General features: G+C 33.8%; 12 protein-coding genes, 1 tRNA gene and 1 pseudogene. 12 read left to right on the forward strand and 2 right to left on the reverse strand.

The genetic code is table 11. The features are described from left to right. Position 1: 1 nt before the first annotated feature. The 3 genes from IPM51_09015 to IPM51_09025 all read left to right on the forward strand — a co-directional run bounded on the left by IPM51_09015 (position 2) and on the right by IPM51_09025 (position 2,261). Positions 2-883 carry an exopolyphosphatase gene (locus IPM51_09015; GenBank protein MBK9284447.1) on the forward strand — a complete coding sequence of 294 codons (882 nt, stop codon included), beginning with the start codon at positions 2-4 and terminating at the stop codon, positions 881-883. Positions 884-897: 14 nt separating this feature from the next. Beyond that, a complete protein-coding gene (locus tag IPM51_09020) occupies positions 898-1,686 on the forward strand; it encodes a TIGR00159 family protein (protein MBK9284448.1) in 789 nt (262 codons plus the stop codon). Positions 1,687-1,748: 62 nt separating this feature from the next. Further along, positions 1,749-2,261, forward strand: a complete 513-nt coding sequence (locus IPM51_09025; protein ID MBK9284449.1) for an FKBP-type peptidyl-prolyl cis-trans isomerase — start codon at positions 1,749-1,751, stop codon at positions 2,259-2,261. Between the two features lie 22 nt (positions 2,262-2,283). Here IPM51_09025 and IPM51_09030 read toward each other — a convergent pair whose 3' ends face one another. Next, positions 2,284-5,868 carry a HAMP domain-containing histidine kinase gene (locus tag IPM51_09030; protein MBK9284450.1) on the reverse strand — a complete coding sequence of 1,195 codons (3,585 nt, stop codon included), beginning with the start codon at positions 5,866-5,868 and terminating at the stop codon, positions 2,284-2,286. Between the two features lie 100 nt (positions 5,869-5,968). Between IPM51_09030 and IPM51_09035 the strand changes: the two genes are divergently transcribed. The 9 genes and pseudogenes from IPM51_09035 (at position 5,969) to IPM51_09075 (ending at position 15,206) form a co-directional block, all read left to right on the forward strand. Continuing rightward, positions 5,969-8,485, forward strand: a complete 2,517-nt coding sequence (locus tag IPM51_09035) for a tetratricopeptide repeat protein (protein MBK9284451.1) — start codon at positions 5,969-5,971, stop codon at positions 8,483-8,485. Beyond that, complete coding sequence (locus IPM51_09040) at positions 8,485-8,889, forward strand: cupin domain-containing protein (protein ID MBK9284452.1); 405 nt, start codon at positions 8,485-8,487, stop codon at positions 8,887-8,889. The genes IPM51_09035 and IPM51_09040 overlap by 1 nt, the downstream gene beginning before the upstream one ends. Further along, entirely contained in the window at positions 8,886-10,970 is a 2,085-nt protein-coding gene (locus IPM51_09045) for an Omp28-related outer membrane protein (GenBank protein ID MBK9284453.1), read from the forward strand. Before IPM51_09040 ends, IPM51_09045 begins: the two co-directional genes overlap by 4 nt. 32 nt (positions 10,971-11,002) lie before the next feature. Further along, a tRNA-Leu gene (locus IPM51_09050) sits at positions 11,003-11,084 on the forward strand. Between the two features lie 87 nt (positions 11,085-11,171). Then, positions 11,172-11,516, forward strand: coding sequence for a four helix bundle protein (locus tag IPM51_09055; GenBank protein MBK9284454.1), 345 nt, complete (start codon positions 11,172-11,174; stop codon positions 11,514-11,516). Between the two features lie 128 nt (positions 11,517-11,644). Beyond that, on the forward strand, positions 11,645-13,075 hold the full coding sequence (locus IPM51_09060) for an MBOAT family protein (GenBank protein ID MBK9284455.1): 1,431 nt from the start codon (positions 11,645-11,647) through the stop codon (positions 13,073-13,075). Further along, positions 13,076-13,528, forward strand: a complete 453-nt coding sequence (locus IPM51_09065) for a hypothetical protein (GenBank protein ID MBK9284456.1) — start codon at positions 13,076-13,078, stop codon at positions 13,526-13,528. A gap of 63 nt (positions 13,529-13,591) precedes the next feature. After that, positions 13,592-14,972 (forward strand): annotated as a pseudogene (locus IPM51_09070) (IS3 family transposase). Between the two features lie 36 nt (positions 14,973-15,008). Further along, positions 15,009-15,206, forward strand: a complete 198-nt coding sequence (locus IPM51_09075; protein ID MBK9284457.1) for a T9SS type A sorting domain-containing protein — start codon at positions 15,009-15,011, stop codon at positions 15,204-15,206. Between the two features lie 21 nt (positions 15,207-15,227). On the opposite strand, the gene IPM51_09080 is transcribed toward IPM51_09075, so the two are convergent. After that, positions 15,228-17,258 (reverse strand): OmpA family protein, encoded by a 2,031-nt coding sequence (locus IPM51_09080; GenBank protein ID MBK9284458.1) that lies wholly within the window; start codon positions 17,256-17,258, stop codon positions 15,228-15,230. Between the last annotated feature and the right edge of the window lie 2 nt (positions 17,259-17,260).

The raw sequence follows: 17,260 nt of genomic DNA on the forward strand, positions 1-17,260 counted from the left end.
AATGGTTTTTGCAGCTATAGATATTGGAAGTAATGCAATACGTTTATTGTTTTGCAGAGTTTATAAAGTGGACGGAAAACCGCATTATAATAAAGAAGAATTAATACGGATGCCTATACGTTTAGGTGAAGATGTGTTTATTAGCGGTAAGATTTCTGAATTAAAAATTAATCGCTTGGTGAGCTCCTTAAAAGGTTTTCATCAGCTAATTAAAGCGTACGGGGTAGAAAAAACCAGAGCTGTGGCAACCAGCGCCATGCGAGATGCCTCAAACGGAAAAGAAATAATTGCTAAAATAAAAGAAGAATCCGGATTAGATGTTGAGCTTTTAGACGGAAAAGAAGAGGCAGCATTGGTGTTTTCCAATCGTATTGCTGAAATGTTGAATCCACGTCATGCCTATTTGTATATTGATGTGGGTGGTGGAAGTACAGAACTAACCTTGTATTATGATGAAAAAGTGGTTGCTGCAAAGTCTTTTAATATAGGCACTGTGCGTTTATTATTGGATAAAATTGATAAAGAGGTTTGGGATGAACTTAAAACTTGGATTAAAAAAGTAACGTATGGTATACATCCACTTTCGGCAATTGGTTCGGGAGGTAATATCAATAAAATTTATAAAATGAGTGGCAAAAAGGATACCAAACATTTGAGCTACGAAAAACTTAAATCCATGCACGAAATGTTATCTTCCTATTCGATTAAAGAAAGAGTTGAGCGTTTAAATTTAAAGCCTGATCGGGCTGACGTAATTGTTCCGGCCGCAAAAATATTTTTATTTATCATGAAACACGGAGATATCGAAAAAGTGTTTGTACCGCAAATTGGTTTATCTGATGGCTTGGTTCATCAGATGTACGAGAAAATTAATGCTAAATAAATTTTATTTTGATAATTCAATTCATACAGTTTATAAATTTCGGTATTACAGATTTTATTGATATCATTCTGGTAGCAATAATTCTTTACATTGTTTATAATTTGGTTAAAGGAACTTCTGCTATCAATATATTTATCGGAATCGCATTCATATACCTGGCTTACATTGTTATAAATGCTTTCGAGCTGAATTTATTATCCTCTATTTTAGGGAAGTTTGTAAACGTTGGAGTTATTGTTATCATGATTGTATTCCAACAGGAAATCCGGAAATTTTTGCTTTACATCGGCTCCAATGATTTTTTACGAAATGTAAAGATTAAAAATATTTTTAAGTTAAATTTCAGTACCGATTCCAATTTTATTCCTTTAAATTATTTTGAAATTGCAGACGCCTGTTATAAAATGAGTGCAACAAAAACAGGAGCCCTTATTATTATTGCCAGAAAAAGCGATTTAAAATCAATAATACAATCCGGTGATGCAATTGATTCCGCCATTTCCTCTCGGATGTTGGAAAATATATTTTTTAAAAATTCTCCTTTACATGATGGTGCCGCAATAATTAAAGATAATCGATTAGTGGCTGCGCGTTGTGTATTACCGGTTACTGAACGACAGGATTTTCCTGCACATTTCGGAATGAGGCATCGTGCGGCTGTAGGTGTTACCGAAATAACCGATGCGTTAGCCATTTCTGTTAGTGAGCAAACCGGAGCTGTTTCCTTGACTATGGCCGGTGAAATAAAGGAAAATTTAAGTAAAGAGAAGTTTATTTATTTATTGGAAAAAAATCTGCAATAAGGAAATATTGAATAAGCATTGTTATTATTACGAAAAAACAGTAATTTCAAAAAAAATTAATTATGCAAGTAGCCGAAGACAAAGTAGTATCTGTTTCTTATTATTTAACTGCTAATAAAGAGGGTCAGCAAGAAGAGTTAGTTGAACAAACAGCTCCAGACCGACCTTTTGTTTTTTTAAATGGGTTTGGTGGTGTACTCCCGGAGTTCGAAGGGAATTTAAATGGTAAACAAAAGGGCGATAAATTTGATTTCCGAATTAAGGCTGAATCTGCATATGGTGTTTTCGAAAAAGATTATGTGGTTAAAATAGATAAACAATCATTTATTGTTGATGGTAAATTTGATGATACTCGAGTGAAATTAGGGGAGGATATTGAAATGAATGATCAAGACGGAAATCAATTGGTTGGCCGTGTACTTGAAATTACCGACGCACACGTAGAAATGGATTTTAATCACCCTTTAGCCGGAATGGATTTACATTTTGTTGGAGAAGTATTGGATGTACGTGATGCTAGTCAGGAAGAATTGGATCATGGACATGTGCATGGCCCACATGGTCATCATCACTAATTAACTTTTTGCTTCTGTAATTTTAGTCTGCTCGGTCAAATTGAACGTAAAAAGTTGTTCCCTTTTCTTTTTCCGACTCAAACCATATTTTTCCGCCAAAACTGCTCATAATATTTTTTACCATGGCTAAACCTAAGCCTGATCCGGAGCTTTTGGTTGTAAAGTTGGGGGTGAATATTTTGTCCTTCATTTCATTAGGAATTCCACAACCGTTATCACTAATTCTGATGACATACGTATTTGGATAAACCTCGGCATTTAAGCGTATGAGCGGCTGTTCCGAATCTTTACAAGCTTGTATGGCATTTTTAAGAATATTATTAAAAACGCGCAGGGCTTGTTCTTTATCACCCGTTACCCATAATTCCTGCATCGGAAAGTCACACACAATATTCGCTTCTTTTCTGTCAAATAAATTTACGCTGGATTGAATAACCTCCAAAATATTAATAGAGGATAAGTTAGTCCCCGGTAACTTAGCAAAATTGCTGAATTCAGTAGCAATTGCTGCAAGTGTATCAATCTGTTCAATAATGCTGTTACTTGCCTTGGTAAATTTCTCTTTAAAATCATCCGGATTGGAATTCATTACATGTTGTAAATATTGCAGATTCAACTTCATGGGCGTTAGTGGATTTTTTATTTCATGGGCCACTTGTTTCGCCATTTCACGCCATGCGCCTTCACGTTCACTTTGCGCCAATAAGTTTGCACTTTGCTCCAGCTTCAGCAACATTTGATTGTATTCATTCACCAATTTTCCTACTTCATCGTTGCTATTCCATTTCAAGCCTTCATTTCGAGTTCCTAAAGTAATATTTGAAATTTGCTGTTTGATTAAACGAAGCGGCTTAGTTATATAGCCTGCCAAAATTAAACCTGCCACTATACTTATTACAAATAAAATGACATATACATTAATTAAGGCACTAATAATATTAGAAAGCTCATTGGTTAAATCATTTTGACGAGCGAAATAAGGTAGATTGATAAAGCCTATTAATTTATTTTGTTCATTAAACACCGGGGTATACAAAGAAAGATAATTTAAAGTGCCTGCCTTTTCAGTTACACACATCGATGAAGTTTTATTTTCTTTAATGGCAAAATAGGCTTTCGGATTAGCAATGGGTGCAGCTAAGCCCAGTTCATATAGCTTCATTTGACTGGTGTTAAACAATCCGCCCTCACTGTCAAAAAAGCTAATATCAGAATGATATAAATGTGAAAATTCTTGAAGCTTTAAATTAATAAGCTCTCGTTGTGCGGTAGAAAATAATTCATCGGGTTTTCCAAATTGAGTAGTAAATTCATTGATAATGGCTTGTGTTTTTTCTTCCAGTTGTTTTACATTTTCAGCCTCAAATTGTCCGGTAACTAACTTCCCGGAAGTTATACCTACTGCCGACATAGCCAATAAAAGCAGGATAATGATTACGCTTTGAATTCTTCTGGTTAAAGAAGCGGTATTAAACTTTTGGGTGAAAAAGATGGAATAAACAAAATAACTGAAAAAGCTGAATGAAGAAAAAATTAAAAACAGGTAAGAATTAAAAGTAAAAATATATCCCCAGTTTTTTATTTTTTCACTGATAATAATGGCAGAGGAATTATCAGGTGTGTAGAAATGATGGCTGTATTCACTTTCAGCTTTAGCTAAAGTTGTAGAGTCAATAAGATTGTATGGATAATTTATTTCACCATATTTATTGGTTCTTTGTCCAGCCCTGTAAACGGCGTGTGGTAAATTTTTCAGCTTATCGTGTTTTTGCTGCGAAGCATCCAATAAAAGATCCGGAAAACTTCCTTGTTCTTCAAATTGTTTTTTCTCCATTAGGATATATAAATTCAATCCTAATTTTTCGATTTTACCAATATAACGGGTGTTACGATTATAACCGCTGGCAAAAAATAAATACGTGCTGTACGTTGTGTCTGAATAAAATTTAATCTGATCTTCAAAAAAACCTTCATTCAATAAAATAGGCATATTCGGTTCTAATAAAGGTTTACAATCACTGTTGAATAAGGAAAATTCAACATTATAAGTTTTAAAGTAGCCTTTAAAATATTTTAATTTTAAGTATTGATCTATTTCCTTCTTCGTTTCGGGTAAAAGCGATATTAAAGCTTCCAAATTTTTATCGTCCTTAATTTTTTCAGGAATATCTGCAAATTCATTTTCCAGGTATGAATCTTGTCGTTCACTTAACTTATCGGCTAAAAAACTGAGTTCCGATTTTTGATTTAAAATCATGTAATGATTGAATATGCCGGCCGTGGTGGCCGACATAAATGCTACTAATAATCCAAGTCCTAAGGAGAATTTTTGGAACTGCAATTTTAAAAGTGCCAATAAAATTAATGCAAATAAAAACAACCAAGTCACCTGAAATAAGGTGGGTTGTTCGCTGAATAAGAAAAGTATCACTGGAACAGGTGATAAATATAGTTTAAACCAAACACTGCCTTTAAACTTTTTGAGATTGAAATAAACGGTGGATTTGAGCAGGAATAAAAAGATAGCCATGGAAGTTACCACCAAAGAAAATAAGGTAAATAGAGTAGGCGCATTTAGATTTAAAACATTTAAAAGATCGAAGGATAATGTGGAATTAATTACAAATGAGCGAATACTTTCATTAAAATGATAAACAGACAAGATCAGTAAAATTGCGATTGAAATTAAGCTGATTATCTTTTTAAATTTTGTTTGAAGGTTACTTAAGGTAAAAAATAAGGCCAGCGATATAAAAAACAAAAAGGTAGAGTTGTAAAAAACATCGGCCAGGTTTTTATTTAAATAGGATTGCCCATTACCAAAAACCCGCACATCAAATAAAAAGGTTTCTTCCAAAAAGGACGGGAAAATTGAAAAATAAAGAAACAGTCTTCCGATGAACAATATTAAAATGGCAATAAGGGAATTTTTAAAGGTTGGATTTCTTTTGATGTATAGTAACAGTGAAAGAAAGATAAATAACAATCCGGTAAAGAATATAATACTGCAAATGCCTTGGTGCCTGGAAAATTTGGTAAGTTCGTCTTGACTTTCTATTGAGAAAAGAGTTTTTCCATTTACAATTACATTTTTTTCATTAGCGGGTTCGCTAATTAAATTGATGTTTTCGGGTAGGCCGGTCCAGTCTGTAAAGTGATTTTGTAAATGATTATTTTGAACATCGTAGTCCGGTTTAATTAAACAAAGCGAAAAGGCAACCAAGTTATTTTTTTTAACCTTGGTGAAAAGATAATAACCTCTTTTAACTACCAGTAAACCGTTTGAGCTTTGGCCGGTTTGTAAGGTGTCACTTAAGGGAATTTGGGAATTGTTCCAAAAGATACCGGTCCCGTTTTTTAAGAGATAAACACCAATTTTTTCTTTTTCAAACAGGCGATAATATTCTTCACGCTTAATGTTTTCCGAAGAGTCGATTAAACGGGTTAAAACCTTGGTACATAAATTGGCTTTAGCTTCTATCTTTTTTCCTGCTTCGTTTGCTAAATCGTAAATGGTTTTTGTATTTAATCCGGATATAAAAAAGGCAATGGCTATAAAAACCGGTCCGGCAAAGGTGAAATACCAATAAGATTTAGACTTAGCCATGAACCAAGCAAATTAAGAAAAATATTGTGAAAATTAGACAATTTTTATATGATATGTGTTCTTTTTGCCGTTATATTTGTAATTCTGATAAAATTAATCTATGGCACAGCCTTCAAAAGCATCAAGCGGTAACGTGAAAGGACTTAAAGCTCCAACTTTCCCTGAGCTTTCACACACTTTTAAATATTTCCCCTTTTTAACACATAAAATGGCCATGGTGTTGGTGGGCATTATTGGCTTTACTTTTTACATCACTTCTATCAATGGAGAGTATGCGTTGGATGATGGTATTATTATCCATCAAAATGACCACGTGATTAAAGGCTTTAGAGGGATAAAAGATATTTTAACCAAAGATGCTTACGAGAGTTTTTACCGTAGGATGTGTGCTACAGATCAGTTAGCCGGAGGTCGTTATCGTCCGCTTTCTGTTGTAAGTTTTGCTATTGAACAGCAATTTATTCATCCGTATCGAACGGGTTTGTATATGAAGGTGGAAGACTCCAATAAAAACGGAGTGCTCGACAAAGAACAGGTGAATTATATAACCCCTTGTGGTAGACCGGAAACTAATTATGAATACAATGAATTTATTGACTTGAATAATGACGGTATAGTTCAAGCCAATGAATGTTACACCTGTTGGGATCAGAACCAAAACTTTAAAAATGATTTTGAGGAAGATTTGAATGTGGATGGAGTATTTAATGAAGTAGATTGCCAGGTATATGGCGCAAAGGTTCGTCACTTCAATAACATCTGGACTTTTGCATTGGGTTGTGTATTTTTATTTCTGGTATTTTCAAAATGTTTTTTCCGACAAAACCAGGATTTAGCTTTAATTGCTGCTTTACTGTTTACCATGCATCCGATACACTCGGAGGCTATTGCTAATGTAAAATCAAGAGATGAAATTTTCTCACTCATTTTTGTTTCATTAACTTTTCTCTATGCCTTTAAATATCTCGAAACGAAGAAGCGAAGTGATTTAATTTGGGCTTCTGTTATGTTTTTACTCGCCTTGCTTTCTAAAGAATATGCCATCATGTTGTTATTCTTAGTTCCAATGGCGGTTTATACTTTCACTGAAAATGATTTTGATATAAAAACCTTTACTAAAACGCCGGAGTTTAAACAAACGTTCAGAATTGGAATAGTGTTTGTGATTTGTGCGGCTATCATGTTGTATTTAAAACGTGATTTCGATATGCATGCCCGACCGGACTCTAAACCTATAAAATCATTCTGGTTATTCCCATTCTTGTATATATTGATTGGAATATTCATGTTAGGTGCAAACAAGAAAAAGAATTTCCAAACACTAATGAGTTGGTTCTATTTTGTGATGCTGTTTTATCTGGCCATGCGTTTAATGGCGGTAAAATTAAAACCAGGTGTACCCGATACGGAAATTTTAAATAATCCGTACTTATTAGCAAATGGCGAAGAACGTTTCGCTACAAAAGTTTATGTACTCATGAAATATATTTGGTTGCAAATATTCCCACATCCGCTTTCATCAGATTATTCTTACAATACCATAGAGTATCGTCACTTTACCAGCTGGGATTTCTTACTATCCTTAGCATTACACTTGGGTATGGTGGTTGCAGCCGTTTATTACACATTAAAAAAACATGTTATTGGTTTTGCATTGATGACTTACATTTTCTTCGCATTGCTGATTGGAAACGTGTTAATGGATATTGGTGCTACAATGGGTGAACGTTTGATTTTCCATTCTTCCATCGGTTTCGCGATTCTTAGTGGTTATTTCTTGCTCTGGATCTTTGATAAGTTATATAAAGCTTCTCCCGGATTAAGTAAATCAACACTCTCCGTATTATTGCTGGTGGTTGGCTTCTTATACGGATGCAAAACCTGGGAAAGAAATTGGGACTGGAAGAATGACGTAACTTTATTCTTGAAAGATGTAACCCATAAGCCGCACTCGGTATTGGTGTTGGGTAACGCCGGAGCACGTTGGGTTGATTTGGCGGATACCAAAGAAGTAACCGGAATTAATATTCCCGGCCAGGATTCTACTAAATACAACGATTATAATGGTACCCTGAAAATTACTGATGAAGAAGTGAAACAAGGTGGTTACAGTAATAAGCGTGAAGCTGCTCTTTACAAAGGAATTAAATTCTTAAAGCACGCTATTGAACTGCATCCCCGTTACGTAAACGGATATTTAAATCTTGGATTAGCTCATTTTAAATTGAGAAAAGATTTTGAAGCGCTTTATTATTGGAAAATGGCTGAGCGTCTTTATCCTAATAATCCATATTTAAGAAATTATTACATGGTTTATTATAATGATTTAAAGAATAGAGGAGCCATGGCCTTTCAACGCGGACGTATGGATAGTGCTGCTATACATTATCGCGCGGCTACTGTGTTAGACCCGAGTAATGCCGAAGGTTGGTATAATTTAGGTGGAGCTTATTTTAATAGCGGAAGATATGTACAGGCCAAAGCCTCTTGGGATAGAGCCTTGCAAATCAATCCGAATTATGCGGATGTGAAAAAGGTTTTACCAATGATTACGCCTCAAATGTTGGGTCAAGCACCTGTAGTGAATGTGGTGCCACAACCGGTGAAGAATAATTGATGAAATTTTTTCTGCTCATACCGTTTTTATTTTTAGGCAATACTAAAGTGAATGCACAAAAAATGGAAATGAATACGGATACTATTGGTAACAATTCAAAAACAGATAATATTTACAGTCGGTTCTTATTTGGTGATAGTTTGTCAAGTACCTTTTGTATAGTAATTAAAAAAGGCGTAAAAGCACATAAACATCAGTTTCATAGTGAGAATATTGTGGTTTTGGATGGTGAGGCAAATATGCAGGTAGGTGATGTTAATTGGAAAATTAAAAAAGGAGATGCATTCTTTATTCCTAAAAACACCGTTCACTCAGCTCAAACAATCGGAAATACTCCTTTAAAAGTATTAAGCATTCAATCACCCCTTTTTGATGGAACCGATAGAATAATGATAGCCCCATGAGAATCGTATTAAGTATAATTTTAATTTTTTCAATAAGTCTTTCAAAGGCTCAAATAATTTTATCTCAAAAATTTAATACCTTAAGTCTTACTTCTTACACCAGTGGTAATCTGGTAAATTCCTACACCTTTGTACCATCCGGTTTTAGTGTAATTGATGATAATTATCCGAATAATATCGGAACTTCACCAAATTACAACGCCCCCTTTCAGGTACCTGAATTAAAAAACAAAGGTTGGATTGTGGCTTTTAATCCATTAGAAAACGACACTTTTTTAATTAGCACAAGTTGGTTAGATAATGCGGCTCAAGTCTCCGACGAATGGGTAATTACTCCTTCAGTAACTATACAAGCCAATACTATTTTATCCTGGCGTGCCAAAAGTCCGGATGGGAATAATCGGGACGGATATGAAGTATATGGCACCAATAAATCAGGCTCATTAACTGCAAATGATTTTACTATTGGCGATAAATTATTTTCAATATTAAGTAGTTCTGTTTTGGGGAGTGGTGAAAATACCGAATGGACAAAACGATCGATTTTTTTAGGTTCATTTCAGGGACAAACATTAAGATTTGCGTTCAGAAATAATTCATTGGATAAATTTCAATTGTGGATTGATGATATTGAAGTAAATAACTTAACTTATTTAAAAGACGCAGCGTTGAGCGAGATTCGCATGAATAAATATTTTTTATCTCAAACCGCTCAAAATATTACACTAGCCGTAAAAAATACCGGCGCAATAAATATTAGTTCACTCACCCTGAATTATAAATATGGTAATTCTTCTGTTGTTTCTCAATCCTTTGCTTTAACAAGTTCCTTAACTAGTCAGCAATCTGCAACTTTCTCTTTTCCGCAAACACTAAGCGTTACATCACCGGGTTTATATGAAGTTAAAGCCTGGATTAGTTTAGTGAATGGAAGTGCGGATGAAAATTTAGTGAATGACACTTTAAAAATGAATATAACGGTTATGAACAGTGCTCCTCCAAAAACTGTTTTAATGGAACAATTTGTGAGTGCTAATGATCCGGAAAGTCCGGATGCGCAAGAACGCGCTTTATCCATGCAGGCATTGGGTGGAGTTGTGGTGAATATTCATCACAACGATCAATTAACCGAACCGGCTACTGCTACTTTAGTAAATACGTTTATGAAAAACTCATCCACTTCACTTTTCGATCGGGCTTTTCAATACGATATTAATTCAACGGCTGTAAACCGAACATCTTATTATGACAAATTATTGGCTGAAGGTGTAAAGGTAAGTCCGGTTAAAGTTTCATTAGAAAATATAAATTATTCTACTATAACTAAAGCCCTTTCTTTTTTGGCAAAAGCTGAATTTTACGGCGACGTTAAAGGTGACTATAAACTCGGCGTTTATTTAGTTGAAAACCATGTTTGCGGCAATAAAACCAATACATTGGTGAATGGCTATAATCAATTGAGTAATTATTACAATGTGCCCTGGTCGCCTTATTATTTGTCGGGCTATTATTCTTTGCCACAAAATGCCTGGGTATTGGATGCCTGGAGGTTTAAACATGAAAATGTTTTGATTCATGCATTTGACGGAACTGATGGATTAGGGGGATTAATAACCCCGAGTGTAAGTACAGGCGAAATTTTTTCTAAACTCTATGTCTATTCTGTTCCCACCCCAACCGGAATTTCAAAATATAATCCCGATAACATGCATATTGTAGCCTTTGTTTACGACAATGATGCAATAGGCAATAAGAAAAAGATATTAAATGTTGTAAGGGAAAAGGTAACTACCAATTCAGAAGTGATAGGAATAGATGAGATTCCAAATTTATTAGGAGCGAAAATATTTCCTAACCCGGTAAGTGAATCCGTGTTTATTCAATCCAACGATAATTTGGAAAATGTTGAGTTAAGTATTCAGGATTTAACGGGAAGAATTGTATTTTCCACACGAGTAAATTCCGGAAAAAAAGACTTGAAGCTAAATTTGATGCATTTAGAGGAGGGTGTTTATTTATTAAATCTCGTTAAAGGGTCCGAAAAATCAACTACAAAACTGATTAAGGTTAAAGCAAATTGAGGATTATTTCGTAAATTTGTAAAGCAAAAAATGCGGATGTGGCGTAATTGGTAGCCGTGCCAGACTTAGGATCTGGTGCCGAAAGGCGTGGGGGTTCGAGTCCCTTCATCCGTACAAAATCAGAGTGAGAAACAGAGCGAAAGCGGAGTTTCGAACTCTGATTTTTCTTCATTCTCACTCTCATTCTCGCTTTTTAAGATAATGTTTGATTTTCAAAATCTTGAGGTATATAAAAAGGCAAAAAATTTTCATTTAGATTGTAAAAATCTGATATTGAAGAGTAAATTAGATTATTATGTAAAGGATCAACTTGGAAGGGCTTCATTTAGTATTGTTTTAAATATTGCTGAGGGTTCGGGGAAGTTTTCAAAACCTGATCGCAAGAACTATTTCGTTACGGCAAGGGGTTCAGTTTTTGAATGTGTGGCAATATTCGATATGCTTCATGATCTTGAAATAATTGATTCCTCATCCTTTGAAACATATTTGAAAAAGGCAGATGAACTGTCAAGAATACTTTATGCTATGATAAAAAACCTTTCTTAGTCCCTTCATCCGTACAAAATCAGAGTGAGAAACAGAGCGAAAGCGGAGTTTCGAGCTCTGATTTTTCTTCATTCTCACTCTATTTCACGCTTTTAAGAAAAGATCAAAATAATGTAGATATTTGTACATTGGTTTTCAGTAGCATAATATTCCTCACTTACTTCTTGCCAATTGTGCTATTACTTTATATTATTTTACCTTATAAATACAAAAATACATTTCTTTTACTTGTAAGTGTTTTTTTTTATAGTTGGGGGGCGCCTAGATTTATTTTCGTTATTCTTTTGACAACAACTATTGACTTTTATATAGTTGGCAGGATGGCAAAGTCGAGTAATCTTAGATTACGAAATACACTTTTAATATCTTCATTATTCTTAAATTTTGGCCTATTATTTTATTTTAAGTATTGTAATTTTTTTATTGAGAACGTTAATTTTCTTTTGGGCAATTTTGGTGCAGGAGAAATAACATGGATGAAAGTTGTTCTCCCTATTGGAATTTCATTTTATACCTTTGAAAGTGTCACGTATATGATTGATGTTTATCGGAAAGAGCATAAGCCTTTAGATAACTTCTTGAATTATCAGTTGTATATTTTACTTTTTCCTAAGTTGATAGCAGGCCCAATCATTAGGTATAAAGAAATTGCTGAACAAATTACAGATAGGACCTCACAAATAAATTTGGATAATTTCCTTTATGGATTTTACAGATTTTCTTTAGGCTTAGCTAAAAAAGTAATACTCGCAAATAATGTAGGTGTAGTGGCAGATTACGTTTTTAATGCTAATGTTTCTACATTAAGCACTTTAGATTGTTGGATGGGAGCATTATGCTATACTTTTCAAATTTATTTTGATTTTTCCGGGTATTCAGATATGGCTATAGGTTTAGGTAGGATGTTCGGATTTATTTTTCCGGAAAATTTTGAAAATCCTTATATATCTAAAAGCGTAACTGAGTTTTGGAAAAGATGGCATATTACTTTAAGCAATTGGATGCGGAATTATATTTACATACCTCTGGGGGGTAATCGCGTTAAAAAAAGTTCTCGCTTATATTTTAATTTATGGTTTGTTTTTATACTTAGCGGATTTTGGCACGGTGCATCATGGACATTTATTGTTTGGGGTGCCTACTATGGTTTCTGGCTTATTATCGAACGAATTACTAAATATTATCAAATTAAATTTTTTAAGTTTATATCGCTTGTCACTACGTTTGTAATTGTGGTCATAGGTTGGGTTATTTTCAGGGCCGAAAGCCTACAAATTGCGGGTAAAATAATTTCTCACATGGTTATACCGTTTAAATCTGGAATTTCGCATCCTATATATCAAAAACAATTTATGGCATACCTAATTATTTGCTCTTTATTTTCTTTTTTTGTTCTCCTTCCCTTTGGCAAGGCACTCCAAAAAGTCTTTTACTCCCCAATTGTTAAGCCCGCAAGCATTCATATTTCCCTTTTAATAATCTCTTTCGCGGTATTTTTACTTTCAATGGCAATGATTACAACTACTAATTATAATCCTTTCATTTATTTTAGATTTTAATTGAAGAATAAAGTAAAAATATTAATGAGTGCATTGGTGATACTTTTTTTATCAGGATCACTGATTGATAGCTGTTTTAATCTGACGGAATCAAAATTTCAATTATTTGGATATAGCAAACCCGTTGAAGACACTTTATTATCAATTAATACCTGGTTTGATAGAAGTTTTCAGGATAAAAAAAATGATTACATTAATAATAATTTTGGCGGTAGAAATTTTCTGGTGAGATTAAATAACCAAGTTAATTATACTTTTTACGATAAAATAAATGTTTGGGATGTGTTTAAAGGAAAAGATGATTATTTATTTTCAGAGGCATTTTTTAAAAACTTTTCAGGGGAGGACTATAAAGGTAATCATTTCGTTGACTCGATTCACTTAAGATTAGTTAAATTGAATTCTTGGTTAAAAGATCGCGGGAGTAAGTTGATATGTAAATCGTCAGCATAAAGTGGACTAAATTTAACTAAAACTAAGAGAGTGTTTCCAGAAAAACAATAAATTTATAATACTATGGAAACAAAGAAAAAACAAACAGCGGAGAACTTTATAAAAGAGATACGTCGTAAATCAAAAAGAATATTTAGTTCAGAACAAAAAATAAATATTGTAATGGAAGCTATACGAGCTGAGATGCCAGTAGCTGAATTATGCAGGAAGTATTCCATTAACCCATCTCAATTCTATAAATGGAACAAAGAGTTTTTAGAAGCGGGAAAGAAGAGATTATCAGGGGATACAACCAGGAAGCAACCAGTGATGAAGTAGCGGAGCTCAGAAAAGAAAATCAAAAGCTAAAGGAAACCGTAGCTGATTTAGTATTGCGCTATGATATCGTAAAAAAAAGCTTGAACATATTGGAGAATCTGTAAAATTCAAAAAGTATATGAGATTTACAGCTTCCGAAAAACAAGAGATAATCAAAATTGTTGTCCGTTCCGAAATCGGCGTTAATAAAACGCTTCGCGAAATCGGTTTAAACAAAAGCACGTTTTACAATTGGTACAAATCCTATTCCGACAATGGTATTGATGGTTTAGAGCCTTGTAAGCGCACTTCTAACAGGCAGTGGAACACAATACCCCGGGAACAAAAAACTTAGTTGTAGAGCTTGCTTTAGAGTGTCCTGAATTATCGTCAAGAGAGCTGCGCACAAATTAACCGATGAACAACAAATTTTTATTTCTGAATCGAGTGTTTACCGGATTTTAAAAGCAAGAGGACTGATAACAACACCCGAGCATATTTTTTTAGCAGCTAAAGATGAGTTTACAAACAAAACAGGATTCGTTCATCAAATGTGGCAAACTGATTTTACTTACTTTAAAATAATTGGATGGGGTTGGTATTACTTGAGTACCGTTTTAGATGATTACAGCCGTTATATTGTACACTGGGAGCTTTGTGCAGGAATGAAAGTGCAGGACGTAAAAGAACCGTTGACAGAGCAATTATAAAAGCAAGAATTGTAACTAAACAACGGCCCAGATTATTATCCGACAATGGTTCATGTTACATTGCAGGCGAACTCAAAACATATTTGAAAGACAATCATGGAATGGATCAGGTACACGGCAGACCCATGCATCCGCAAACGCAAGGCAAGATTGAACGTTATCACCGAACAATGAAAAACGTTGTGAAGCTTGATAATTATTATTCACCGGAAGAATTAATTGCGGCCATTGAAAAGTTCGTGGAAAATTACAACAATGCTCGTTATCATGAGTCTTTAAAAAATCTAACGCCTGCTGATGTTTATTTTGGACGAGGAGAACTAATTTTAAAAGAAAGAGAAAAAATCAAACAAAATTCATTAAAAAAAAGAAGGGAGGAATATGAAAAAATGAGAAAAATTATGAAACATCAAAAAACTAACTTAACTTTAAATTAAACTTAAAACACTCTCTTGTGAAAAGTTCACTTTACTTTGACTACATACAATAATCACCAAGTTGAAATATTATTAAGAGACATGAATGGTAAATTGGTTTACAACTCCAATTTTAATATACATGATAATGCTAAACTGCAAATTATACCTGAAAATAAATTAGCATCCGGAATTTATTTCTGTTCTCTTTTATTGGAAGAAATTGAATACAAGGTAAAAGTTGTTGTACACTAATTGTACATAACCTGGAGTTTTTTAATCCTTTAAGTTTATTGACTCTAATTGAAAATCTACTCTTCTGTTTAGCTGATGTTCTTTTTCTGAACATTTTACTCCGTCACCACAACCGTTTTTAATTTCTTGTTCTCCAAGTGGTATCAAGGCTACAATTCTTTCTCTGGGAATATTATTTTTGAGTAAATAATTTACCGCCGCTTCCGCTCTTTTGGCCGCTAACATTAAATTATATTGATGGGAACCTCGGCTATCACAGTGTGCGTAAATTTTTATTCTGGCATTTTCATGTTTTAAGAGTTGAACAATATTTTCATTTAATACGGGTTTGGCATCGTTTCTGATATTGAATTTATTGAAATAAAAATATATTGGATTTAAGGTGATACTTGCCAACGGATCTATCGGTTTTTCTTCCAGGGTATCTGAAATTTCTTTGTCATATACTGTTAACGATTTACTAAAGCAATAGGTTAATCGTTCATAACAAGTATCGCATTGAGCCACAAATTGCAAGTCGAGTTGATGTACACCTTTTTTATCGGCTGTGATATAATTAAAGGAGGTGTCGCATTGTAAAATTTGATTATCAAATTTCCAGAAATAATATAATACAGGATGAGAATAAATTTCCTTAATTCCGGACACATCAATTTTTGCAGAATCATTCAATTTTATTTTTGAACTGATACTTTGGTTAAGTATGCTGTCTAATTCAGCAATATTGCTATTACATTTATTAAAATTCGGTTTATTCAAAAAATAAAAACGATAAATATCCATGTCACCGTATCCGCCTCGTCGTGAAGAGGAAATGAAACCTTCTGTCATCGTGCTGTCCAATTTCATGTAAATATCATCAGAAGGAGAATTAATTTGTGGACCCAAGTTGACAGGTTGGGAATAAGCATCCTGTCCTTCTTTTTTAATCATAAACATATCATAACCTCCGTATCCGGGTAAACCTTTGGAAGCAAAAAGTATGGTTTTGTTGTCGTGAAGTATTTCAACGCTTTCTTCATCTTCGGGCGTATTAATTTCCGGACCTAAGTTTATCGGTTTAGTCCAGGTATTATCATTTTGTAAATGTATAGCATATAAATCCAGTCCACCATAACCCCCACGCTTATTGCTTGAATAATAAATATTTTTATTATCCGGTGAAATGGAAATATGATTTTGATACTTGCCCTTATTTACCTTCTTATCCATTTTCTCCGGTTCAGTCCAATTACCGTTTTCAAACTTAGAGATATAAATCAAATTGTTTTTGAAAGAAAATAAAATACTGTCATTATCTGAAATAGCCACAACTGCATCATGTTTTTTTGTGTTTTTTATTTGTGATACTTCATGCGCGTGTTTGGTAAAGTTTTCTGCTTCAGAAAAATTAAAACGATTAATATGTTCAGCTACATACATATCTTCAAAATATTTCCCATCCCATTTATCACAGGAAAATCCGGTATTTTCAGGTCTTCTGGCCGTGTAGTAAAAACGTTTTTCATTATGATCAAAAACCGAATTGTATTCGGCAAAATAGGAGTTTACCTGATAGCCCAAGTTCATAATAGTGGCAATAGATTTTTTGTTTTTATCTGGGTGGGATAAAGCAAAGCCGATATTTTCAACTCGATGGTCTACATCACTCCTTATCCCATTATCAATAATAACATCATCAATGTTTTTATAGAATTTTTGCGCTTTATTATAGGCTCCCGCATAAAAGCAATAGTCACCAAAGGCTTTTAATATATCCGGTATGGTATCTTTTTTTCTTCTATGCCTTACTGCTCGTTGTAAATAGGGTAATGATTCGTCAATTTCATTTAAATCTTCAATAAGGATGAGCCCCATTTTTAAATTGGCGTAGTAACTGGCCGAATCTATTTGTGTTGCTTTTTCGTAGTAATTGCGGGCTTCATAATAATTCCCTTTTTCGTAAGCCTTATCACCTTTTTGAATGGTGATAATTTTTTTAACGCAAGAGCCAAAAAAAATCAGAATTAAAAAGCTGAATGAAAGTAAGAGTTTTATGATAATTTTTTTCAAGG

It is taken from the genome of Sphingobacteriaceae bacterium, assembly GCA_016715905.1.
In the GTDB taxonomy this organism is placed as follows: Bacteria; Bacteroidota; Bacteroidia; order B-17B0; family Aurantibacillaceae; genus Aurantibacillus.

Excerpts from the sequence above, each read along its gene's own strand:
- IPM51_09015 (MBK9284447.1), top strand. The coding sequence starts at position 2 with ATGGTTTTTGCAGCTATAGATATTGGAAGTAATGCAATACGTTTATTG.
- IPM51_09025 (MBK9284449.1), top strand. The coding sequence starts at position 1,749 with ATGCAAGTAGCCGAAGACAAAGTAGTATCTGTTTCTTATTATTTAACT.
- IPM51_09030 (MBK9284450.1), bottom strand. The coding sequence starts at position 5,868 with ATGGCTAAGTCTAAATCTTATTGGTATTTCACCTTTGCCGGACCGGTT.
- IPM51_09035 (MBK9284451.1), top strand. The coding sequence starts at position 5,969 with ATGGCACAGCCTTCAAAAGCATCAAGCGGTAACGTGAAAGGACTTAAA.
- IPM51_09040 (MBK9284452.1), top strand. The coding sequence starts at position 8,485 with ATGAAATTTTTTCTGCTCATACCGTTTTTATTTTTAGGCAATACTAAA.
- IPM51_09045 (MBK9284453.1), top strand. The coding sequence starts at position 8,886 with ATGAGAATCGTATTAAGTATAATTTTAATTTTTTCAATAAGTCTTTCA.
- IPM51_09055 (MBK9284454.1), top strand. The coding sequence starts at position 11,172 with ATGTTTGATTTTCAAAATCTTGAGGTATATAAAAAGGCAAAAAATTTT.